General features: G+C 61.6%; 16 protein-coding genes. 7 read left to right on the forward strand and 9 right to left on the reverse strand.

The features are described 5' to 3' along the window. The first annotated feature begins 306 nt into the window (after positions 1–306). A complete protein-coding gene (locus HZC36_11030; protein ID MBI5707506.1) occupies positions 307–3,060 on the forward strand; it encodes a hypothetical protein in 2,754 nt (917 codons plus the stop codon). Positions 3,061–3,129: 69 nt separating this feature from the next. On the opposite strand, the gene gap is transcribed toward HZC36_11030, so the two are convergent. From gap to HZC36_11070, 8 genes are all read right to left on the reverse strand, one after another. Beyond that, positions 3,130–4,158: a type I glyceraldehyde-3-phosphate dehydrogenase gene (gap, locus tag HZC36_11035; protein ID MBI5707507.1), complete on the reverse strand. Its 1,029-nt coding sequence runs from the start codon at positions 4,156–4,158 to the stop codon at positions 3,130–3,132. A gap of 412 nt (positions 4,159–4,570) precedes the next feature. Continuing rightward, positions 4,571–6,055 carry an MFS transporter gene (locus HZC36_11040; GenBank protein ID MBI5707508.1) on the reverse strand — a complete coding sequence of 495 codons (1,485 nt, stop codon included), beginning with the start codon at positions 6,053–6,055 and terminating at the stop codon, positions 4,571–4,573. A 171-nt stretch (positions 6,056–6,226) separates the two neighbouring features. After that, positions 6,227–6,877, reverse strand: coding sequence for a hypothetical protein (locus tag HZC36_11045; GenBank protein MBI5707509.1), 651 nt, complete (start codon positions 6,875–6,877; stop codon positions 6,227–6,229). Positions 6,878–6,909: 32 nt separating this feature from the next. Then, entirely contained in the window at positions 6,910–7,758 is an 849-nt protein-coding gene (locus tag HZC36_11050) for a zf-HC2 domain-containing protein (protein MBI5707510.1), read from the reverse strand. Between the two features lie 78 nt (positions 7,759–7,836). Next, positions 7,837–9,006, reverse strand: a complete 1,170-nt coding sequence (locus tag HZC36_11055; protein ID MBI5707511.1) for a hypothetical protein — start codon at positions 9,004–9,006, stop codon at positions 7,837–7,839. 265 nt (positions 9,007–9,271) lie between these two features. Beyond that, positions 9,272–11,530 carry a DEAD/DEAH box helicase gene (locus HZC36_11060; GenBank protein MBI5707512.1) on the reverse strand — a complete coding sequence of 753 codons (2,259 nt, stop codon included), beginning with the start codon at positions 11,528–11,530 and terminating at the stop codon, positions 9,272–9,274. A 10-nt stretch (positions 11,531–11,540) separates the two neighbouring features. Continuing rightward, the gene (tatC, locus tag HZC36_11065; protein MBI5707513.1) at positions 11,541–12,314 is read right to left on the reverse strand and encodes a twin-arginine translocase subunit TatC; all 774 of its coding nucleotides are present in this window, start codon (positions 12,312–12,314) and stop codon (positions 11,541–11,543) included. Positions 12,315–12,398: 84 nt separating this feature from the next. Beyond that, positions 12,399–13,874 (reverse strand): hypothetical protein, encoded by a 1,476-nt coding sequence (locus HZC36_11070; GenBank protein MBI5707514.1) that lies wholly within the window; start codon positions 13,872–13,874, stop codon positions 12,399–12,401. Between the two features lie 362 nt (positions 13,875–14,236). On the opposite strand from HZC36_11070, the gene HZC36_11075 reads away from it, so the two are divergent. The 3 genes from HZC36_11075 to HZC36_11085 all read left to right on the forward strand — a co-directional run bounded on the left by HZC36_11075 (position 14,237) and on the right by HZC36_11085 (position 18,260). After that, complete coding sequence (locus HZC36_11075) at positions 14,237–16,456, forward strand: UvrD-helicase domain-containing protein (protein ID MBI5707515.1); 2,220 nt, start codon at positions 14,237–14,239, stop codon at positions 16,454–16,456. Positions 16,457–16,592: 136 nt separating this feature from the next. Next, the gene (locus tag HZC36_11080) at positions 16,593–17,198 is read left to right on the forward strand and encodes a hypothetical protein (protein MBI5707516.1); all 606 of its coding nucleotides are present in this window, start codon (positions 16,593–16,595) and stop codon (positions 17,196–17,198) included. Positions 17,199–17,570: 372 nt separating this feature from the next. After that, on the forward strand, positions 17,571–18,260 hold the full coding sequence (locus HZC36_11085; GenBank protein ID MBI5707517.1) for an HD domain-containing protein: 690 nt from the start codon (positions 17,571–17,573) through the stop codon (positions 18,258–18,260). Between the two features lie 226 nt (positions 18,261–18,486). On the opposite strand, the gene HZC36_11090 is transcribed toward HZC36_11085, so the two are convergent. Then, the gene (locus HZC36_11090; GenBank protein MBI5707518.1) at positions 18,487–19,173 is read right to left on the reverse strand and encodes a PEP-CTERM sorting domain-containing protein; all 687 of its coding nucleotides are present in this window, start codon (positions 19,171–19,173) and stop codon (positions 18,487–18,489) included. A gap of 299 nt (positions 19,174–19,472) precedes the next feature. Between HZC36_11090 and rpsF the strand changes: the two genes are divergently transcribed. From rpsF to HZC36_11105, 3 genes are read left to right on the forward strand one after another with little or no spacing between them, the layout of a single operon-like run. After that, a complete protein-coding gene (gene rpsF / locus HZC36_11095) occupies positions 19,473–19,766 on the forward strand; it encodes a 30S ribosomal protein S6 (GenBank protein MBI5707519.1) in 294 nt (97 codons plus the stop codon). 18 nt (positions 19,767–19,784) lie between these two features. Further along, the gene (locus tag HZC36_11100; protein MBI5707520.1) at positions 19,785–20,204 is read left to right on the forward strand and encodes a single-stranded DNA-binding protein; all 420 of its coding nucleotides are present in this window, start codon (positions 19,785–19,787) and stop codon (positions 20,202–20,204) included. A gap of 3 nt (positions 20,205–20,207) precedes the next feature. Continuing rightward, the gene (locus HZC36_11105) at positions 20,208–21,275 is read left to right on the forward strand and encodes a bifunctional phosphoglucose/phosphomannose isomerase (protein ID MBI5707521.1); all 1,068 of its coding nucleotides are present in this window, start codon (positions 20,208–20,210) and stop codon (positions 21,273–21,275) included. Positions 21,276–21,437 lie beyond the last annotated feature (162 nt).

Raw genomic sequence — 21,437 nt, forward strand, 5'->3', positions numbered from 1 at the left:
CCGATGGCTTCCAGGTTTGGGTGGACGCGATGAGAAGGGTCGGGCCGAAAAACAAGCGATTGGGCGAAAGCAAGGCCAAGAAGGGCCGTTGACGCGATGGAAAATGCGGTTGCACGGGCTAGGGGTACCAAAACACACCTCAACAAAACAAATGACAGCATTCAGTGTACAAGAGGTTTGGCCCGATGTACCGGGATTCTCGGCGCGTCACTGAGTTCCGGCGGCGCCCTGACCTAGGCCAACCGGTCAAAAAACTGAGCGATCGAAGCGGGAAACTCGAAGGGGCGCGTCGAAATCCCTGTTGTCGTGATCGTCGTTTTACTTTCCGCCGCCATGCTTCTCTCGTCGTCTGTCCAACAGGCGCTCTTCGAGGACCGCTTCTCGGGTTCCACACTCAGCTCAGGTTGGACAAGTCAGGCCTCGTCCAGCGGGTCCGTCAGGCTCGAAGATGGGGCCGTCGTCTTCGCAGCACCCCGCAACGCCTACTGCAACATCGCCCGACCGCTGGACAAAGACCTGGTGACTGCCCAATGCCGCCTGAAGTCCGCGCCGGCCGACAGTTGGGTGAACTCCCTGTTTCTCTATTGGGGCCCGGGGGACTGGGTGATGCTGGGTGTGCGGCCGATGGATGGCGGGCGCGTGTACATGACCCAGATGGCCGACGGCGGCTACAGCGAAGCGAACCTGGGCAGGACCCCATTCGAAGCCTGGACTTGGGTTCGCATCGAGGTGGGTACAGACGTGCTTCGTTTCTACTCCAGCCGGGACTGCAAGGCCTGGACCCTCGAGAAGTTCAGCGAGCGCCCAGGCAGTTTCGTCGGCTCGCCGTCGCACCTGATCGTCGGAAAGGGCTTCGGCGGGATGGAAGGCTATCCGAACCCACTGCTCAAGAACGACTACAAAGAACTCGGCGAGGCGGGCGTTTCCTTGGCTGACGACGTGAGCGTCTTCGAGACCTCATCGGGAAAGAGGGAATCGAATGCAAAAGAACGCGCCGGATGGAACTATGCGCTCCAGGACGGACTGGGCAAGCTGTTCTTGCGGCAACCCGGGGGGCCGACGTTTGAGGCGATCGCATCGGTTTTGCCGGGGATTCGCTATTCCAGGGAGACCGTCGGAGTGCCCGAGCATCCTTTCGACATTGGCGTCGAGGCAGACGGCACGATTCAGGTCGGCGGCTACGAAGGTTATGCCGCCAAGCCCAACCTGTGGATAGAAGTGGGCGACCCTCCAGTGCGCCTGGGTTCACCGGGACTGCCGCTGCGAAAGTCGCTGAGGCTCGGGCGGCTCCCGATCGTCGAATACGCCTTCGAGAAGGGCCCGCTCCAGTTCCGGGCGGATGTGTTTGGGTGGTCTGAGGGTGGAAGTCCCGACGCAGCGCTTCGCGCCTACCTTGTGGTGGGGGTCAAGAATGTGGGGAAGCGGCAGGAGCCACTGGTTTTCCGCCTTGCGACCGACTCGCCTGTTGCGGGGCAGTCGGCTCCCGAATGGAGGGGAATCGCGGCCCCCGGGGCTTCGGCGAGTGCCGCCTTTTCCTGTCCCGTCGGCACCAAAGACGCGTTCCCAGCCCGGATTGCGGTCGAAGAAGGGTTTTCTGCATTTATGGCATGCCATGACCTGTGGACACGGCTTCAGGCCCAGGGCATGCAGCTTGGCCTGCCAGAGACGCGGATGTCGAACGCAAACAGGGCCTGGATGTCTTACAATCTTCTCAACGTCGACAAGCGGAACGGCCAATACGAGATCCACGACGGAAGCGGCTTTTACGAGGAGATGTACGGCTATTCGGTGGCGCTGTTCATCAACGCCCTCGACCTCTACGGGCGGCACAAGCTGGCGGAGAGGTACATCGACTCTTGGCTCAGCTTCCAGCAGCCCGACGGCCTCCTGACCGCCAACTACGGCCTGCCGGATATGGGTTCAACGCTCCTTGTGATGTCGGACCACTATCGCTTCACCAGGGACAAGGAGTGGCTCAAGCGTGTGGCGCCGAAAATGCTGAAGATCTACGAATGGCTGAAAGCCAAGCGCGCCGAGTGTATGGCAGCGCAAAAGCCAACCGACGTGGTCTACGGCCTGATCAAGTACCGACCGTACTGCGACTACCTCGAGCCCGCCTACGACTACGTGGGCGATGCCTATGCTGTTGTCGGCATGGAGGCGACCGTGCGGGCCTTCAGGGAAATCGGACTTATGGGGGACGCCTCGCGCATCGCGTTTGAGGCTGCCGCCTACCGAAAGGACATCCTTGCCTCGATGAACAAGGGATTGCTTCACCGCTACGGCATGCCGATCCTCGACATGGAGCCAGAGACCCACCGCCTGCTCAAGCGCTCGCAATACAAGGGCGGCGAATACTACGGGCTCATTGCGCCGCAACTGCTTGAGACGGGGTTCCTAGCGCCGAACGACCCCCTGGCAAAGATCGTGACCGACTTCATGGAAAAGCGCGGCGGCTTCCTGGCCGGAATGTCGGAGTTTCAGGGCGGCGTGGACCACGCCTACACCTACGGCTATTGGCTGAACTGCCTTCAGAATGGGAAGCCCGACAAGGCCGTTTTGGGGCTGTATGCCTCAATGGCGGGCGCGATCTCGCGCGAGACCCACTCCGGCGTCGAGGTCATGCACCTGATGACCGGCGAGCCGGAGCGCACCCTCCCACACACCTACTCGGGAACGCAGCAGCTTCGCATCTTGCGAATGATGCTGGTTCGAGAAGAGAAGGACGCCTTTCTGCACATCGGCCAGGGCATGCCGAGGGGTTGGCTTAAGGACGGGAGGGTGACGGAGGTGGCGGGCGCTCCAACCCTGTTTGGCCCAATCACTTTTCGCTACAAGTCCCAAATGTCCCGAAACCAGGCGGAGTTTTCGATGACGCCGAAGTACTTCTCAGCCCCAAAGCAGGTTCGCGTGTGGTTTCGGCACCCGCTGGGCAAGAGGATCAGGAGAGCCTTGGTGAACGGCAGGCAGGTGAAATCGTTCACCGCCGAATCGGTCGTGGTCCCTGCCTCGATGCCGGCCCAGGGAGCGGTTAGGGTCCAGGTCTGGTTCGATCGATAGAAGCGACGAACCCCGCTCGCCTAAGGCGAGCGGGGTTCGTGACAACGTGCGATGCGTTGCGGAGAGCTCTCAGACTCCCGCCGGGACCTTGAGGCCTTTGGCGACGAGCATGTGGGCGAGGTCCGCGATGCGGCAGCTATAGCCCCACTCATTGTCGTACCAGGCTACGACCTTGGCGAGGTTGCCCAAGGTGATCGTGTCCACCGAGCTGAAGATGGAAGAGTAGGCGCTTCCCACCAGGTCGCTGGAGACCAGTTCCTCTTCCGAATACTGCAGGATGCCTTTCATGGGTCCCTCGGCGTACTCCTTCATGGCCGCGTTAACCTCTGCCGGAGTCACCTCGCGGTTAAGCACGGCGGTGAAGTCCACGACGCTGACCGTACGGGTCGGCACACGGAACGCCATGCCGGTGAACTTGCCCTTGAGCTCCGGGATGACCAGACCCACGGCCTTCGCCGCGCCTGTGCTGCTGGGAACGATATTCTCGGCGGCGGCGCGCGCGTCGCGTAGGTCCTTGGCCGCGGTGTCCACGGTCTTCTGGCTGTTGGTGTAGGCGTGGACGGTGGTCAGAAGGCCTTTGTCGATGCCGAACTTCTCGTGCAGCACCTTGGCGACAGGGGCGAGGCCGTTGGTGGTGCAGCTCGCGTTCGAGATGACGTGGTGCTTCGCAGGGTCGTACATGCCGTCGTTCACGCCGAGCACGAGGGTGACGTCCTCATTCTTGGCGGGGGCCGAGATGATGACCTTGCTGACGCCGCGAGTCAGATGCGCCTTGGCCAGGTTGGCGTCGGTGAAGCGTCCGGTGCTCTCGATGACGATCTCGGCGCCGACCTCGTCCCACGGGATCATTCCAGGCTCGGTCTGCTTGAAGACCTGGATGCGATCGCCGTTGACGGTCAGGCTGTCATCGTCGTGCTCGACGGTCCCCTTAAAGGGGCCATAGGTGGTGTCGTATTTGAAAAGATGGGCGTTGGTCTTGGTGTCGGTGAGGTCGTTGACGGCGACCACATCGAATTCGCCTTTGCAGCGCTCAATGAGGGTTCGAAGCGAAAGTCTTCCGATGCGTCCAAACCCGTTGATGCCGATTCTTGTTGCCATTGTTTGTTACCGTTAAGAGGGGTGGGGGGCGACGCTGCCCGAGTGTGTGAGAATGAACTGAGTCTACCTTTTGGGCCCCAAAATGGGCAGGTGAGGTCCGCTCACCGTCTCCCCCAGGGGGATGCGATAACGGCGCGCCTGGGTGCAATATCCTTGTCATAGCCTCGTATATGTGCTTGAAACTGGTAGGTTTGACATGCTTTTTGCCCCGAGGGGCCATTTCCGGCGTCACAAATCGGCGGCTGCGGACAACCTTATAGGTTCGGGCTAGTCCGAGCCTCGTGCCGACGGAGTACGACTTATATCCCTCGCAACCTCACCGGAAGGCCGCCACCTGAAAAGGATCGGCGGCCTCGTTTTGTTGTTGGGGACCGAGGGACAGGGGGACGAAGGGACCGGGGAGGTTTGAGCCCTATCGTTCGCTGACGCCCTGTTCCGGTTCGTGAGCGTCAGAGCCTGAGCTTTCTGGCCCGCCGTCGGGCTCCGAAAGGGCCCCCACTTCATTCGATTCGCTTGGGGCCTCGATGCCGTGCTCCGACGCTTCTCCCGGCACATCGCCGGGCTCGTCCGTCTTGGTTTGGGGCGTGATGGGCTTGTCATGCAGGATTCGAAGCGAAAGGAGCCAGCCCAGGAACACCAGCGCCGCACAACCCGCAAACGGCGAATAGCGCCCGAGCGCCTCGCCGAATACCGTCTTTGCGCCGACCGGCTGAAGGGTCTCATAGAGCCAGGCCCCGATCGGCGCGCCAATGATCGCGCCAAAGCCCTGGGCGGTCATCACGGCGCCAAGCGACGCCGCACGGCGCTTGGGGTTGATGTCGCTCACGCTCGCCATCCAGGCGGGGATGGCCAAGAGGAACCCAAAACCGACCGGCAGGCCGCCTAGCGCAAAGACCCACTTGTTCCAAGGATCGACGAAAATGATGCTCGCGTAGACGACGGCAAGCCCCAAGAAGCACAGGAACATGCCCACGTGCACCGCGCGCGCCTTGCCGATCCGTTCCCCAAGCTTCGCCATCGGCACGCTCAGGAGAGCCATCGAGCCCACCGCAGGAAGCACCAGCGTACCAAACTGGCTCTCCGACATCTGGAACTGCTCGAGCGCGAAGATCTTGATGATCGCCATGGGGAAGCCGATCCCGGCGAAGGTGACGACCGCCAGAAGCATGAACTCAGGCATCTGCTTGAGCGAATCGAGTAATCCCGCAAAGCCTCCCTCACCGTGGCCCTCAAGCGCCTTGTGGGCTCTGGACTCTTCCGGCGCGGCGCGAAAACCGCTGGCGGCGACCGCTGCAAAGAGCACGGCAGAAAGGAACAGGCCCGGAGAATGCCGAAAGACCTCGGGAAGATAGGGCCCGACGAGATCGTTGGCCCATCCGCCGAACGGCAGCGCCAGCCCGACCCCCGCCAGATAGCAGGTATTCAGAAGCGACATGGCCTGCTGGCGCTCGCTGTCCTCGACCATGTCGCCCATGAGGGCAAACGCCGCCGGCCAGAGCATCGCGGCGCCGAGGCCATCGAGTACCCGCAGCACCAGAAAGCACATCGTTTCGGCCGCACCCGCATGGTGAGGGACCAGGACGGTGAGCAGCGCGGTGAGCACGCTGAGCGAAGGGCCGAGAATGATCAGGCGCTTACGCCCGAAGCGGTCGGCAATCGCGCCCATTGGGCTCTTGAAGATGGCTTCGCTGAGCAGAAAGGCCACCAGAACCAGGCCGATGACGCCGGTGCCGAAGTTCCGGTCGTTGCGCAGGTAGACCGGCATCGTCGAGATGTTGAGCATGGCGTAGCCCATTTCGGCCAGTAACGCCATGAGCAGCAGCCGGAGCACCGGACGCCGCAACAGAAGGGATCGGCTCTTGGGTGCTTCGCCTGGCGAGACTCCTGCCATGTTCATCCATTAGTAAAGCGTATTTGGGCGCCGGGAGGATGCAGCCTCAGGCGAAAAAAGGCCCCCGCCACCCCGGTCTTCGCAAGCATCGGCCCGCCAGATAAGGGTTTGGCGAGGGCTGGAGGTATCCGAGTGAAGCGTCGGAGCCTTGGGGAGCCCTCTTCGTCGCAGGTGGGATCAGTTCTTGGTGACCTTGACCTCGTCCTGGGCCTTATCGATCAGGATCGTCTGGTTTTCGGTGAGCTTGTAGCAGAGCCCCGCGGCCTTGGTGATCGTGTCCAGCGCATACCGGAGCGACGTGTCGATCAAATAGGCGTCGAGCTTGTAGCCGGGGACCTTTGAAGTGATTTCGAATTCGATGCCGGTCTGTTTGGTCAGTTCGGCGAAAACGGTGCGAATCTCCGTCTTGTCGAGTCGGGTCGTGATTTTCTTCTGGAGCGCGGTGGCGGGTAGCGGGCCCTTTGGCTTCGGCTTCTCAACGGCCTTGGGTGGGGTCGCGGCGTGCTTCTGCACTTCCGTTTTTGCGCGCGAGAAGTAGTAGATGCCGTTTTGCAGCTCAAACTTCAGGTTCGCGGCTTTGGTGAACACCACCAGGGCTTCGTCGAAGTCCATTTCATAGAGCGCCAGATTGACGACGCCGGTGACTCCGGCCTCCAGCACATAGTTCTTGCGAGCCTGTCCGCAGATGCTGTTGAGGGCGCTTCGGATGTCCATCGTGTTTGCCGAGAGGGTCACGACGGCGGTGGGCGGCGTGCCTTCGGTCTTCTGTGCGAGGGCCAAAGGCGACATCGAGATTAGGGCAAGGGCGATGAGCGCAGTCTTCTTCATGGGATGGGTCTCCGATTGAATGTCAGGTTCAGCTACTGGATGGGGTTGCCATCGGGGTCGTAAAGTCGAATGCCGCTGGGGGTGGGTTTGGCGGCCTGCTTTCTTCGCGCGGAACGCGAACCGGCCTTTGCGGTCCTTTTGGCCGGGGAAGCGCTCGAGGTCGGCTTCAATTCAGGCTTGGAGCCGGGCTTGGTTTGCGGGGTGCCCATTTGGGGAGCCCGGCTAGCCTCCGTGCCTGATGTGACGGCCTTCGTGGCCTTTGCTGAAGTCGAGGAAGTCGGTTTCGTGTCGCCTTTGGGGCTCGAGCCAGGTGCGGCGCTCGGTTCTGTGGATTTGACAGAGGGCCGCATAGATCCGGCCGGGTTGGATGCTGCCGCAGACGTGGCCGCTCCTGGAGTGGCAGGGTCGTCTGCGAGCCGCGAACCGAACAGCCGGGTGGGATCGCGCATGATGAACGACATTCCGAGCATCACCAGCGCGAGCGCACCGGAGTAGATCAGGGGCTTCCAGTACTGCGCGGCTCTTGGGCGGTCTTCCAGTCTCGCGACGGCATGTGGGGCCGCTTGGGTTTTCGCGAGCCTTTCCAGCAGCATCGCGCTGATACGGTTCATGGGCGGCGTCGAGGACGGCTCATCAGAGCTGTCTCGAGGGGCTGTCGGGGAAGCCTGGCTAGCCGGCGCCTCGATCGCGATTCTGCCGCCCGAGCCGCTGAGCATCGTCTGCAGGATCTCGCGCTTCTTCTGGAGGGTCTCGGCGCACCCAGGGCACTCTGCGATGTGGGCGCGAAGCTCCACCGCCATCTCCGGCGAGAGGCTGTCGCCCGCCAAGTAGCGGCTCATCTGGCCCTTGGCGATCTGACACTCGATGTTTTCAACCGGCATGCTTGACAACCTTCTTTAGGTTTTTGACCCTGAGTCGGGGGCCTCCCAATAGGATTGTCGGTGTGAGACGAGCGATCTCTAGGTGGAATTGCCGGGATGTTGGATGGGTTCAGCCAGGGTATAGCGAACGCTATGCTCGACCGGGAACAGAACAAGGATGATGGGCCTCGCCCCCGGGGCCCGCAGGCGTCGCTTCCAGTCCAGGGGGTCTGCGCGCAGTCCCCGGAGTTTAACGTCCGATACATGTGCGTCGAGCCTGTGCAAGTCAGTCTGGATGGCCTTTTCGTCGGCACGCCCGTGGCTCAGCACCCGGTAGGCCCGCACCCAGGCGCCCAGGCATACGCTCGCCGACGGGTCGTCGGTAGTGAGGTAGCCGTTCGAGGACCCGAGCGGAATAGCACCCGCGGACTCGCAGAGGCTGCCGAGGGCGTTCGCTCGGATGGCGGCGGGGTCTGCTTCAAGCAGGCAGCCAAGGGGTTCGCCAACCGCCTCCCGTAGGGTTTGGCCTCCAGGGATCCTCTCGCCGGTTTCTGCGTGGACCGCCCAGATTCCGGCTCCTATCTGCCACGGATCGAGGGCTTGGCTCCGTCCAAGAGCAGCCAGGACCTCTCGGCACTCCCTGCCAAGCGACACGAACGCTCGCGGAGCATCCAGTCCATCGAGAAGCGAATCGGAGAGCATCGGGGAGAGCTTTACGACGCTCACTTCGAGGCCCCGCAGCCTCTTGACGAGTTCTGACAGGGGCGGCTGGAAGGAACTTGTGTCGAGCGTTCTCTTTCCTCCCAATCGCCTGGCGGGGTCCGCGAAGGCATACTCGAAGTCCCAGGAGGCCGATAAGCAGTCTTCAGCACGAACCTCCGCCGAAAGCCCGTGAACCTCCAGATTCCACCGCGCCATCTCGGCCCTTTCGGGGTCTGACTCGTAGCCGAGCGCAGGGCCGCGCGCGGCGAGAGCCAGCAGGTCGCCGCCGATGCCGCAGGTCAGGTCTGCGGCAAATGCGCCCTCTGGGAAGAACTTGGAGTGCAGCGAGCCAAGCTGTGACGAGGACGCCATTTCCAGGCCATCCCGGTCAAACAACATCTGGTTCGACTTAGGGAACTTGGCTTGGCCCCGGCGGCGCAGGTCCCACTGCGTGAAGGCCCAGGATGCAGCACTAGGTTCGGTCTGAGAGGCGACCCTCTCGATGTTCTTGGCCGTCGGCTCAAGGCCCTCGGAGAGGCTCAGGGCTTCGAGGCGAAAGGGGTCCACGCTCCGATTATGGACCCCACAAAAAAGAGAGGGCCGGTTGGCGAGACCGGCCCAAGGGGCTGGAGGGTAGTGGAGGATTGGCGTTTTGTCTGGAGTCCCAAGAAGCCGTCTCCGGCCTCAAGGTGGTTCCTCTCTCTTGCTGACACCGACTTCTTTCCCCATGGAACCGGCAGGCGTTCCCGCTGATGTACCGGGCTTCAGGTTTGCGGCGCCAGATCACGCTCAATTGCGCGCGGAAAGATGCGGGGATCGGCAGATTTTGAACTCAATCTCCGTCTTGAGACGCCAGTGCACGAAGCAGACTGAGCGCCCCGGGCTTGCTCAGCAGCTCGTTTCCGCTCTCGCAGCGCGCGCTCATCAGGCATGCCGGGCAGCCATCAGCGCAGGAGCAGGAATCGAGCAGGCGCAACGAGGCGAGGCCCCAGGTCTCACGCATTTTGTAAAGGTCCTCGCAGAGCCCCACCCCTCCCGGCACATGGTCGTACACGAAGAGCGTCGCGTTGGGCGTGTCCGGATAGATGCCGTACCATGCACTGCCAAGGTCCCCACGGTCGCAGCCGGCAAGGAAGGGTGCTACCGCCATCAGCGCATGTTCCAGACCGTGGAGAGAGCGCATCGCCTCCTGGGGGTTTTCTTCCGGCAAAGGGCCGAGGATCAGGCGGACGCCGACCGTTTCGAACGTGTATGCGGGAAGGTCCAGGTCCTCAAAGTCGATTTCGCGCTCGGCGTCAAGCGATTTGCGCCGGAAGCCAATGACCTGCTCGGTCACGCGCAGGCCGCAAAGCCGGGCTTCAAAAGGGCCCCAACTTTCGGTCGCGAGCACGACCGTGGGCTCGATGGCCGCCTGGACCATGGATTGCGTGAAAAAAGGGACCGATTGCTGAGCCAGGCGCGCCACGTTCTGCTCCAGGTCGAGCTCTTGAACCACGTAGCTCACACCCCGGTGCAGGTACACCGCGCCCTTGTGCGCCCATTGGAGCGCCCGCCAGTGCTCCATGGTGCCAATCGGCTGAGCGTCCAGCAGAAGCGCGACCTGGTCCTTTCCCGAACCCCGAACGTTGACCCCCGGGGCAGGCGAGTCGAACTTGGGATAGTAAAACCTCCCGGCGCGGAATTCCAGCTCCCCCGCTTGGTCCATCGCTTCGGCGACCGTAAGGGCCGACTCTCCAAAGGTCTCCAGCTCGCTGGGTGCGACTGCGCGTTCATAGGCGGCGCAGAGGAGCTGCTGCTCCAGGATCGTTCGGTTCTCCGGGTTGATGGAGACCGGTTCGTGAGAGGAATCGAGCAGCATTCGGGGGTTGCGCATGAGGAACTGCTCCAACGGGTCGTCTTTGGCGATCAGGATCGCGACGCCATCGCGCTCTCCCCGACCCGCTCGGCCCGCTTGCTGCCAGAAGCTGGCGATCGTGCCCGGATAGCCGTTCATGACCACCGCATCCAGACCGCCCACGTCCACGCCCAGTTCCATGGCGTTCGTGCACGCCAGCGCCAGGATGCGGCCCTCGAAGAGCGCCTGCTCGATCTGCCGGCGCTCATCGGGGGTGTAGCCGCTGCGGTAGCTCTCCACCTTCCCGGGAGGCGTGTCCCCGATCCGTTCGAGAACCTCGCGTGTGTAGCGCAGGACCAGTTCGGCGGCGACTCGCGAACGGCAGAACGCCAGCACTCTGAGGCCCGAATCCACCAGGTTGGCCGTCATTCCCGCCGAAGCATAGTTCGCGCTTTGGCGCCGCCCGGTGTCGTCTTCGGGCGGATTGTAGAAGACGACGGTCTTGCGGCCTTGCGGGGACCCGTCTTCGGCGAGCAGCGTGGGCACGCGTCCCGTCATCTTTCCGAAGAGGTCGATGGGGTTGCCGATGGTGGCGCTGCAGGCGACGATCTGGGGGTGCGCGCCGTGCCACTCGCAGAGCCTGAGCAGCCGCTTCAGGATGCCGGCGACGTGGCACCCGAAAACGCCCCGGTAGGCGTGGAGTTCGTCGATGACGATCAGCCTTAGCGACTTCAGAAACCTGGACCAGTTCTCGTGCCCTGGGAGGATCCCCACGTGGAGCATGTCCGGGTTGGTCAGGACGATGTTGGCCAACCGTCGGATGGGCCCGCGCTCGGATTGGGGCGTGTCGCCGTCATAGGTCCCCACGCGCACGGACCTATCCGGCGAAAGCTGAATCAGCTTCCCCAACTGATCTTGGGCCAGCGCCTTCGTCGGGTACATCATCAGAATCCGGCAGGCCGGCTCCTCCAGGCAGTGCTGGAGGGCGGGCAGCGCGTAGCACATCGTCTTGCCGCTGTTGGTGCCCGTGACCACCATCACGTCCCTGCGGCCCATTACGGCATCGAAGGCGTGCGCCTGATGGGAATAGAGGCGGGGAATGCCCATCGCGGCGAGGCGCTCGGCCAGCTTGGGATGCAGGGGGCGCGTCGGTTCGGCAAACCTGGCGCTCCGTCTGGGGAGCACTTCCGTCGCGGCCACGTCCGGACGCACGCCTGGAATCTGGAGGATGGATTCGAGGAGCGGAAGGTCCGGCATGGCCGACTCGTTAGTCGAGGTCGTCGAGTACTGCCTCGCGCTCGGTTCGCTCCTTCTTCTTCACGGTGAATTTGACCATCATGATGCTGATCATCAGCATGATCGAAACGGGCACCGCCATCATCAGCATGCTGAAGATGTCGCCGCTGGGAGTGAGGATCGCCGTGGTGATGAACACGAACACCACCGCGTGCCGCCAATAGTGGACCAGGGTGTCGGGTCCGATGATCCCGACACGCCCCGCGATGTAGACGACTAGAGGGAGCTGGAAACCCAAGCCGAACGCAAACAGCATCTTGATGATGAAGAGGGCCATCGTGCCCGCTTCCTGCAGGACGCCGATGCTCTGATACTCTTCCGTGTAGCTTAGGAACCACTTGAACGTGAGGGGCAGAATGTACCAAGCGAACACGCATCCCATGAAGAAGAGCACGACGCTCACCGGCGCCAGCATCTTGATGGGCTTCTTCTCGGCTGGTTTGAGCCCGGGAGAGATGAACCCCCACAGTTCCAGAATGACCAGCGGCAGTGCGATGCCGAGCCCAATCATGAAGGAGGAGCGGAACTTGAACAAGAACGGCGCGGTGGCCCCGAACCACTTTTCATCCCAGACGAAGCCGGGATGCGTCCTCGCATATTCCCGAACGCTGGTCTCGAAGATCTGATTGATCGAGTTGTAGAGCCAGGGCTGAAGGAACCAACCGATCAGCCATCCCCCCGTGATATAGATCAGGACGCGGACGATTCGGTCGCGAAGCTCCCCGATGTGTTCGCCCAATGGCATGCGAAACTCCTCTGGGTCGCCAGAGGAGTTTCGCAATTTCTTCTTTCGGTTTTTGATAGCCAGGGGCATGGTCGCCCGCTGATTTTACTGCTCAAGGATCATTGTTAACTTGATCCGAAGTCGAACGAGCTGGTTTCCGCCCGCCATTCCACCGCCCGCACGGCCCTGTGGGGCTCCGCCTTGCGGCGGTCCGCCCGCGCCCGGAGGGCCTCCAAAACGGCCGCCCGGAGGTCCGCTGCCGGCTGGAGGACCAAACTGTCCCGGAGGAGGCCCGAAGCCGCCGCGGCCGCCACCCTGGCCGCTCTGCGCGAGCAACAACGCGCCGCCGTCGTCATCGGGACCGCCACGTCGTCCGGGGCCACGCCCGCCAGCCTGGTTGCCCTGCCCGCCCGCGGGTCCGGTCGGGCCGCCCGTGGCGATCACAGCGCCCTGGGTGTCCAGCGTTACGTCGATCTCGGTGCGGATCGGTATGCCCAGGTCCATGGCGAAATAGACGATCTGTTCGAGCGACATCTTCTCGCCGCCCATGCCTTCTTTGCTGACGCCAGGCTTGGCCTTCATCGGCTCGGAGGTAAGGATGTAACGGAGCTTGGCGCAGGGGTGGCCAGACTCCCACTCCGCGCCCACGAACTCGCCTCGCAAGGGGATTCGCGTGGTGGTCTTGTTCGCCTCAAAGTACTTTTCGAGGTCGATGTCCGGCAACTGGAAGACGCCACCGAACGGGGTTCCCGGCTTGATCGGGTCCGTGGGGAGCACGGGCATCGGAATCAACATGTACTCGTTGACCCTGCCGCCCGAGCCGCCAAACGGGTTCACGAAGATCGGGATCGTACCGAACTGCTCGACGCCCGTATCCGAGAGCCGCTGGTAGATCGAGCCGAAATCAGAGTCCTGGACAAGCATGCCCTGACTCACCGATCCGTCAACTCTTTGCATCAACCTGAAGAAAACGGAGTCGCGGCCCTTGAGGGACATCGGCGTCAGTCGGAGGAGGCCGTCGCCGTTGCCGTAGGTGTTGTCGATGGAGTACTGATAGCGGAAATGGTCAGCGTCAAGCGGGAGTTCGGCAGACCGGCCGCCAGCGCGGGCTTGTTGCTCGCTGATGGTGTTGACCGTGCCTTTGGCTTCGACATTGTAGACCAGCTTCTGGCCGTTCCTCCACTTATAGCGAAGCGTGAAGCCATCCTCGGGCATCTTGATCGAGGCGGAGTTAGCCACGGTCACGTTCACTGAGGTCCGGTCCATCACCTTGGGCCGATCCGTGCCCGAATAGAGCACGAACTCGAGCTTGTGGCGGCCGTCCGTGATCTTGCGCGCCTTGGTGTCCAGGGCGTATTCGCTGTATTCGCCCTTTTCGGCGAGCGTCGTGGCCTCGATGAACTTGCCATCCACATAGATTCCAACAAATCCGTCTTCAGGCACGCTGTTCTTGGGCAAGAGCACCCTGACGACTTCCTTCACCTTGGCGTCGTTCGCTGGGCGAACGATGGTGAAGGGCGCCTGTGACAGTGCGCTAGCGGCCCAGGCCGTTGCGGCAACAATTCCAATCCATCGCTTCATGAGCGGGTCCTCCGATACAAACAGACGCGGACAGGCTGGCCTGCCGTTCGCGGTTGACAAACATTATGACGCTATTCGCGTGCGGGAGAGTCACATGCGGGAAGTGAAGTGATGAGGGGATGAGGGGGAAGAGAGGGTGAGTCGGGGAACGATGAACCGTGGAGGGTGACGGATGCTTGGGGCATGGTAAATCGTGAAGGGTGCGTGGCGGACTTTGAAAGGTGAACTGGACTCAGATCTCCTCGTTTGCCATTCGCCATTCGTCTTTCGGCATGCCGCATTCGCTCTTCGCCTTTCGCTTCGCCGTTTTCGGGGAAAACCGGCGTCCCAGCAGCCCGCCAACGTTCCATAATAGTAACCCTATGCCTACCTCTTCGACCCTCCTGGACCTCAACGCAGAGCAACGCGAAGCCGTCGAGCATCCCGGTGGGCCGATTCTCGTCTTTGCCGGGGCAGGCTCGGGCAAAACGAGGGTCATCACGTGCCGCATCGCACGGCTTCTGGAGCAGGGCGTTCCGGCACATCGGATCTTGGCGGTCACCTTCACGAACAAGGCGGCCCGTGAGATGCGCGAGCGCATCGAGCACATGGTGGGCGACACCTCAAAGAACCTCTGGATGGGCACCTTTCACTCGATTGCCAGCAAGCTGCTGCGCATCGAGGGACGGTCGATCGGGCTCGACCCGGGATTCGTGATCTACGACGACGGCGACCAGGTTGGCCTGGTCAAAGAGATCCTCAAGCGCAAGAACCTTGACGAGAAGTCGATCAACGCCCGAGGAGTCCTGAACGAAATCAGTTCCGCCAAGGAAAAGCTGCTCTCGCCAAACGATTACCAAAGTAAAGCCTCCGGGTTTTTCGAGCGCGTCGCGGCGGAGGTCTACGAGGAGTACGCCGCTCAGCTTCGCAAGGCCAATGCGCTCGATTTCGACGACCTGCTCTTCTGGACCGTGCGCCTCCTCCAGCAACGCGAAGACGTGAGGGAGAAGTATCAGGAGCGGTTCCTCCACGTGATGGTGGACGAGTATCAGGACGTGAATAGGGCCCAATGCGAGATGGTCCGCCTATTTGCCGGGCGGCATCAGAACGTCATGGTGGTGGGCGACGACGACCAGAGCATCTACGCTTGGCGCGGAGCGGACGTGAAACTGATTCTGGGTTTTAGCGGCGAGTGGCCCGACGTCAAGGTCGTCAAGCTGCAACAGAACTACCGGTCCACCGGCAACATCCTCTCAGCGGCCAATGCGGTGATACAGCGCAACCGGTCGCGCGCGAGCAAGCAGCTTTGGACTCAGAACGGCGAGGGCGCCAAGCTGACCTGGCTTGAAGTGGGCACTGAGATGGACGAGGCGATGACGGTCGCCGATTCGGTGATGAACGACGTTCGGACCGGCAGGCGCGCTTACAAGGACTTTGCGGTGCTCTACCGCACCAACGCGCAGAGCCGCGTGCTTGAAGAGGCGTTCCTGACGCTCCGCATCCCGCATGTGCTGGTGGGTGGGCAGAGGTTCTATGAGCGAAAGGAGGTCAAAGACATGCTGGCTTACCTCCGCCTCACGCTGAACGCTGCCGACGATGTTTCTTTTCGGCGCGTGATAAACGTACCTGCACGCGGTTTTGGAGCTGGGAGCCTCAGCTTGGTGGACGATGCCGCCCGGGCAAACAGCCTGTCCTTGCTGGATTCGCTTCGCCGGGAAGACGTGCAGCACAGCCTACCGAAAAAAACTCTTGTCGGTGCGCAACGCTTCCTTTCGGCCATCGATGAGGCAGGCAGGATCGCTGCAGGCAGCGAGGTGAGCGCGGTCTTGAAGCATCTGATGGGTGCTTCGGGCTACCTCGACGAACTCAAGGCGGAGCGAAGCCACGACTCGGAAAGCCGCCTCGAAAACTTGCAGGAGCTGCTCAATGTGACCGCCCAATACGACGCGACCGCCGAGGACGGGCCTTCGCTGGCGGAGTTTCTCGAGAATGTAGCCCTCGTCTCAGACGTCGACATGGCGGACACTTCCGGCGACGCGGTGACGCTCATGACCTTGCATACGGCGAAGGGCCTGGAATTCAAGTCTGTTTTCTTGGTCGGCATGGAAGAGGGCGTGTTTCCCCACTCTCGGTCGCTGGGTTCGGATCACGAGATCGAGGAGGAGCGCAGGCTTTGCTATGTCGGAATGACGCGAGCGCGAGAGGAGCTGAACCTGGTGCATGCCCATCGGCGCTCGCTCTACGGACAGCCCACCTTCAGCCGGCCGTCGCGGTTTCTCTCCGAGATCCCGCCGGAACTGGTCAGTTCGGGTTCTGGCTCGAGGCCCGCGCCCGACATTCGCAGGGTCGTCCCAGATCGGACCGGAAGCTACGGCGTCGTCGAGGCGCCGTCAGCCCGAGCCGCCCAAGAACTCTCGCTTCGAAGCCCTTCCTGGAAACCGCCGTTTGAGGTGGGGCAGAAGGTGCGCCACGCCAAGTTCGGGATGGGGGTCGTGGTGGCTTGCAGCCCGCTGAAAGACGACGCCGAGGTGACCGTTGCCTTTCCAGGTGTGACCGGCATCAAGAAGTTGGTGCAAGGACTGGCGAAACTTGAAGGGGCCTAGGGTTGTCCTCCATGGGCGAGCACAAGGGCCAGGCCCGGGGCAGGGTCCTGCCTGTATTCGGTCACGAGAATCCAATGCATCGCAAAGCTCCGAAGGCCCAACGGGCCGACCTTTTGAAGCGAAGGGCGAAACCCTGGTGCCAGGCGCCCGAAGATCTCCCAGCCCTGTAAGGGCGGCCTACCGCGCCCTGCTATGGCTCCCGACGCTGGCGATCGGCCCGATAGGCTGCGGATCGAGCGACGACCTCATGCCGCTCAACGAGGGCAAGGCTTGGACCTACAAGGTCTTCAACGGCTACGCGACCGTCATCGACGAATTCAAGGTGCATAAAAGGCTCTCGGTGGCGGGGGTCAGCGGATGGCAGATCAACGGGAGCCTCGGGCAGCATCGAATGGCCTGGTCGGGGAACGATCTGCTCTGTGAGCGAACCCCTAACGCGCGATTCGTTCCGCCTCTGCTGCTTGCCGTTCGGGGATCAGAGAAGGCCAAGCGAACCTGGAAAGGACGCTTTGAGTCTCAGGGCCAGGTGTGGCAGGCCGAAGGGACGTTCGAACAGGGCCAAGACAAGGTCAAGATCGCGGCTCGCTCTTTTCAGACCACGAAAACCCGTATCGTCCTTAGGTGGCCCGGGCACCGCACCGAGCTCATTAGTTGGTTTGCGCCTGGAACCGGTCTGATCAAGCAGGAGCAGCGGACCGACGACCAACTGGACCTGAGTTTGGAGTTCCTGAGCTCGCGGTGAAAGGGACAAAGGGACTGAGGGAGGATGGGACTAAGGGACGGGGGAACGGCTGATCACCGACTCGTCAAAGAGGATGCAGGGCACTGGCGTGGGCAGGCGCGTCTACCGATCATTCTCTAGGGCGCGACCTGAGAGGAAACGAGAATCCGGGAAGTGGCCGCAAGGCAAATCACAGCAGCCCGTGCCCTTGGTTGGGAGAGTCCTGAAGCCGATGGCGCCCAGGCGTCTGGCCTGGGCTGCTCCATTTCGACCTCGCAGCTCGCCGAAGCGGCGAGCCCTGAAACAGGACCGAAAGGGCGGGCCCCGAAGAAGACAGTCTTGGGCCCCAGACCCGCACGGAGCCATACTGCACATACCGCACCGAGAAGACCCATGGAACCTCTGCCCACTCGCGAGCACCGACTGATAACGCTCAAGGACGTCAAATCGAACCCGAAGGTCCGGAGCCTCATCGACGCTGCCAACAACCTTCTCAAGGCGATGGGCTATACGGAGCACGGGCACCGGCACGTCGGCGTCGTGTCGCACATCACCCGCTATATCATGGAAAACATCGGCGCTGAGGACCGAGAGGTCGAGCTCTCGATGATCGCGGCCTACCTTCACGACATTGGTAACTGCGTCAATCGCGAAAGCCATCCGCTAACAGGCGCGAACATGGCCTTTACGTTACTAAACGAGATGGGCATGGACCCAGTGGAGATAGGACCGATCCTCGGCGCGATCGGCAACCACGAGGAGATGACCGGCATCCCGATCAGCGCGATGTCGGCCGCGCTCATTCTCGCCGACAAGAGCGACGTTCACAAGACACGGGTTCAGAACCCGATTATGGAGTCGTTCGACATCCATGACCGCGTGAATTACGCGGTGAACAAGAGCCGAGTTGAGATGTCGAATTCGCCTCAGACTATTGAGTTGGTGCTTGAGATCGACACGGAATTTGCGACCGTGATGGAGTACTTCGAGATCTTCCTTTCGCGCATGGTGATGTGCCGTCGCGCGGCCGACACCCTCGGGTACCGGTTCTTCTTAAGCGTGAACGGCGTCCGTTTGGAGTAGCGACGGCCCGTGTAAGGCGGTGAAGCTGCATCAAGGTGGTTGAAATGTCTCCATCTTGGAAGAGGCGGCGGCATCAAGAGGGAATCTCGCGGTTCAGAGCCTCCACCTCGAAAGAGGAGGAGGCATCCAAATCCGCTGTCCCCAGACACATTGCCACAGATTCAAATGATGAAGGGGCGGCAATCCGAAGATCGCCGCCCCTTCCATGTCTCTTCGACGGAATGGGTTACTTCTGCTTTCTGCGAAGCAGAACCGCAGCGCCGAGTCCGAGCACGGCCAAGCTGGCGGGCTCGGGGGTCGGGGTCGCGTCGAACGACCATGAAACCACGTCGCCCACGTCGCCACCGGCGTTATCGACGACCTTCAAGTTCCAGTCTCCGTTCATGGCGAGGCCGGTGAAGCTGGCAAAGGTGCCAGCGTTGTATTGGGCAGTGCCATTGCTGGAGTTACCCGCGCCCGCGCCGGCGGCATGCGTGGATCGGGCATAGTCGCCGGGCCGAAGAATGTAGCTCGTCGTTCCGAGAGCAGCTTCAGCGGCAAAGCTGCTGCCGGTCTCGAAGAACTTATAGCTGCCGGCCAGGTTCGATGAGTCGCCTATCGAAGTTCCAGTTGTGGCTCCTGTGCGGCTGAATAAGTGCATCGAGGTTCCCGAAGACACATGCGTGAAGATGGCGATCAGGTCGCCGACCCACGTATGCCAGCGAGTTGAGCCGGTAGTGGATCGGGTCGTGCCAAACTCGACTCGGACCCAGTTGAGCGAACCAACGACGGGATTCTGTCCCGAGACGTTGATCGTGCTCTGGCCACCGGTTGCACTGCTATCGGGGATAGCAAAGGCAGCACCGGGGCCAAACTCAGTGGCCATTGCGCCCGAGACAACGGCAAGCAAAGAAATCGCTAAGAGACGCTTCATATTGTTCCTCCTCAGACCAAACGCGCCCGGCAACAGCGCTGGGCGATACAACACTATGAGCGAAGGACTTTCAAAAAGCCAATACTCAAATACTGTTTTCTGGCAAAAGTACCTGTCACGATTCCTGTTGCCGCGTAAGCCACCCATCAAATTACACGCAGCAACCTTTGGAGACCTATCCAAAGGACCGCCAGACACGCAGCGCATCTTTCCCTTGGCCATCAGGTAGAATTTGCGTTCGCATCGCCCTGCTCCTGGTGCGCCGGGAGCCGCTAGCAGCGTCCAGAGGGAATCTCAAGATGAACCAACGAAAATACGAAGCCATGGTGATCGTCAAGCCCAGCTTGAGCGACGCCGACGTTCAGAAGATCGCCGACCGCTACAAAGCCGTCGTCGAAGAGCAGGGCGGCACCGTCGAGAGCGCCGGGAAGTGGGACAAGCGAAAGCTGGCCTACCCGATCGACGGCCACAAAGAGGGCACCTACGTCTTGCTCACGTTCGATGCGCCCGCAAAGGCGCCGGCGGAACTGAGCCGCTTGCTCGGCATCAATGACGACGTCATTCGCCATCGCGTTTTCAAGGTCGAGCATTAAGCTCGGGGGAGATCGAAAATGATCAATCGCGTCGTGTTGGTGGGCCGCCTGACGCGCGACCCTGAACTCAGAACTACGCAGACTGGTAAGGACGTTTGCTCCTTCAGCCTGGCAGTCACCAAGCGCATGAAGCCCCAGGACGGGTCGCCGGATGCAGACTTTTTCCGTTGCACCGCATGGGGCCAGTCGGCTCAATACGTCGCCAACTACCTTCACAAGGGCCGGCTCGTGGCTGTTGACGGACGTCTACAGTCCAGGAAGTACACGGGAAGCGATGGGGCGGAGCGCGAAGTCGTGGAGATCGTGGCTGAGAACGTCCAGGGCTTGGATCGCCCGAAGGATGATGCCGGCGGAGGCCATTCTGAAGGTGGTACGAGACCGGCCGCTGTTGGCGCGGCCCCAGACGTCGACGAATACGATCCTTTCGCAGAAGAGTAATAGATGTCCCAGCACCCTCTCGACGACGCCTCTTTCGTTCTTCGAAACGACCCGTCGGAGATGTACCGGCTGACGTGCGAATTCCCGAAGCAGTGCAAGACCGCGCTCGCGATCGCCTCCGAAACGCCGTTGCCCGATCTGGCGGTTCAGCCCAATCTCGCGATCCTGACCGGAATGGGCGGCTCGGCGGCGGGAGGCGATTTCGTCCGCGCGCTCTTTGAGGCCAGCGCGAAGATTCCCTTTACGGTTAACCGGGACTACGGCCTCCCACATTGCGCCGGCGCGCAGACGCTGGTGTTTGCCTGCAGCTATTCCGGCAACACCGAGGAGACGATTTCCTCGTTCAAGCTCGCCCAGGCGGCAGGGTGCCAGATGGCCGCGCTTACCAGTGGCGGCAAAATAGCGGAGATGGCGTCTCAGGCGGGCATTCCGCTCATCAACATCCCGGGCGGCCAGCCTCCGAGGACGGCATTGGGCTACCTGTTCGTACCGGTCGTCAACGCCTGCGAGCGCTGGGGGCTTTTGCCCGAGCAGGATTTCGGCTCAGCGTTTGCGCTGCTCGAGCAGTGCGTCTCGGATTGGGGGATCGACACCCCCTTTGAAGAGAACGCCCCGAAGAAGCTCGCACAGGCCCTCTATGGAAAGGCGCCGATTTTCTACGGGTTAGGCGGCTGGCAAGGGATTGTCGCGTACCGGTGGAAGGGGCAAGTCGGCGAAAACGCCAAGGTGCTCAGCTTTTGCCACACCTTCCCAGAGCTAAATCATAACGAGATCTTGGGCTGGGTGCTCGCCGACCGACAGGGTGTCGAGGATTGGGCTGTGGTCATCTTGGAGGACGGCCATGAGAGCCCCAAAATGAAGGAGCGCGCGAGGGTGTCCACCGAGCTGATCGGCGACAAAGCCGAGGTGTTCCGCGTTCAGGCCAGAGGCGAGACGCTCCTCGAGAAGATGCTCTCTCTGACCCTGTTCGGCGACTTCGTGTCGCTCTATCTCGCGGCACTCAATGGGGTCGACCCGGAGAACATCGACTCCATCAACGTCCTAAAGTCAGCTCTCGCCAGAGTCGCTTGATCGCTGGTCGCCAATCTTGCCGAAAAATCATCGGATTGGTTCAGTGCCGCAGATTTTGAGTTCAAATCCCGGAAAGATCACAAGAATCTTGAGAGAATCGTAAGGATTGTCTCGTAGTACCGGATGTTATTCTGTGTGCTTGTTTCGTCCGTACCTCATCAG

Source organism: Armatimonadota bacterium (assembly GCA_016223145.1).
Lineage (GTDB): Bacteria > Armatimonadota > Fimbriimonadia > Fimbriimonadales > Fimbriimonadaceae > Nitrosymbiomonas.

What these genes read in the sequence shown, in the direction of transcription:
- gap (MBI5707507.1), bottom strand. Translation starts at nt 4,158, where the DNA reads ATGGCAACAAGAATCGGCATCAACGGGTTTGGACGCATCGGAAGACTT.
- HZC36_11045 (MBI5707509.1), bottom strand. Translation starts at nt 6,877, where the DNA reads ATGAAGAAGACTGCGCTCATCGCCCTTGCCCTAATCTCGATGTCGCCT.
- HZC36_11050 (MBI5707510.1), bottom strand. Translation starts at nt 7,758, where the DNA reads ATGCCGGTTGAAAACATCGAGTGTCAGATCGCCAAGGGCCAGATGAGC.
- rpsF (MBI5707519.1), top strand. Translation starts at nt 19,473, where the DNA reads ATGAACCAACGAAAATACGAAGCCATGGTGATCGTCAAGCCCAGCTTG.
- HZC36_11085 (MBI5707517.1), top strand. Translation starts at nt 17,571, where the DNA reads ATGGAACCTCTGCCCACTCGCGAGCACCGACTGATAACGCTCAAGGAC.
- HZC36_11075 (MBI5707515.1), top strand. Translation starts at nt 14,237, where the DNA reads ATGCCTACCTCTTCGACCCTCCTGGACCTCAACGCAGAGCAACGCGAA.
- tatC (MBI5707513.1), bottom strand. Translation starts at nt 12,314, where the DNA reads ATGCCATTGGGCGAACACATCGGGGAGCTTCGCGACCGAATCGTCCGC.
- HZC36_11040 (MBI5707508.1), bottom strand. Translation starts at nt 6,055, where the DNA reads ATGAACATGGCAGGAGTCTCGCCAGGCGAAGCACCCAAGAGCCGATCC.
- HZC36_11090 (MBI5707518.1), bottom strand. Translation starts at nt 19,173, where the DNA reads ATGAAGCGTCTCTTAGCGATTTCTTTGCTTGCCGTTGTCTCGGGCGCA.
- HZC36_11060 (MBI5707512.1), bottom strand. Translation starts at nt 11,530, where the DNA reads ATGCCGGACCTTCCGCTCCTCGAATCCATCCTCCAGATTCCAGGCGTG.
- HZC36_11100 (MBI5707520.1), top strand. Translation starts at nt 19,785, where the DNA reads ATGATCAATCGCGTCGTGTTGGTGGGCCGCCTGACGCGCGACCCTGAA.
- HZC36_11070 (MBI5707514.1), bottom strand. Translation starts at nt 13,874, where the DNA reads ATGAAGCGATGGATTGGAATTGTTGCCGCAACGGCCTGGGCCGCTAGC.
- HZC36_11105 (MBI5707521.1), top strand. Translation starts at nt 20,208, where the DNA reads ATGTCCCAGCACCCTCTCGACGACGCCTCTTTCGTTCTTCGAAACGAC.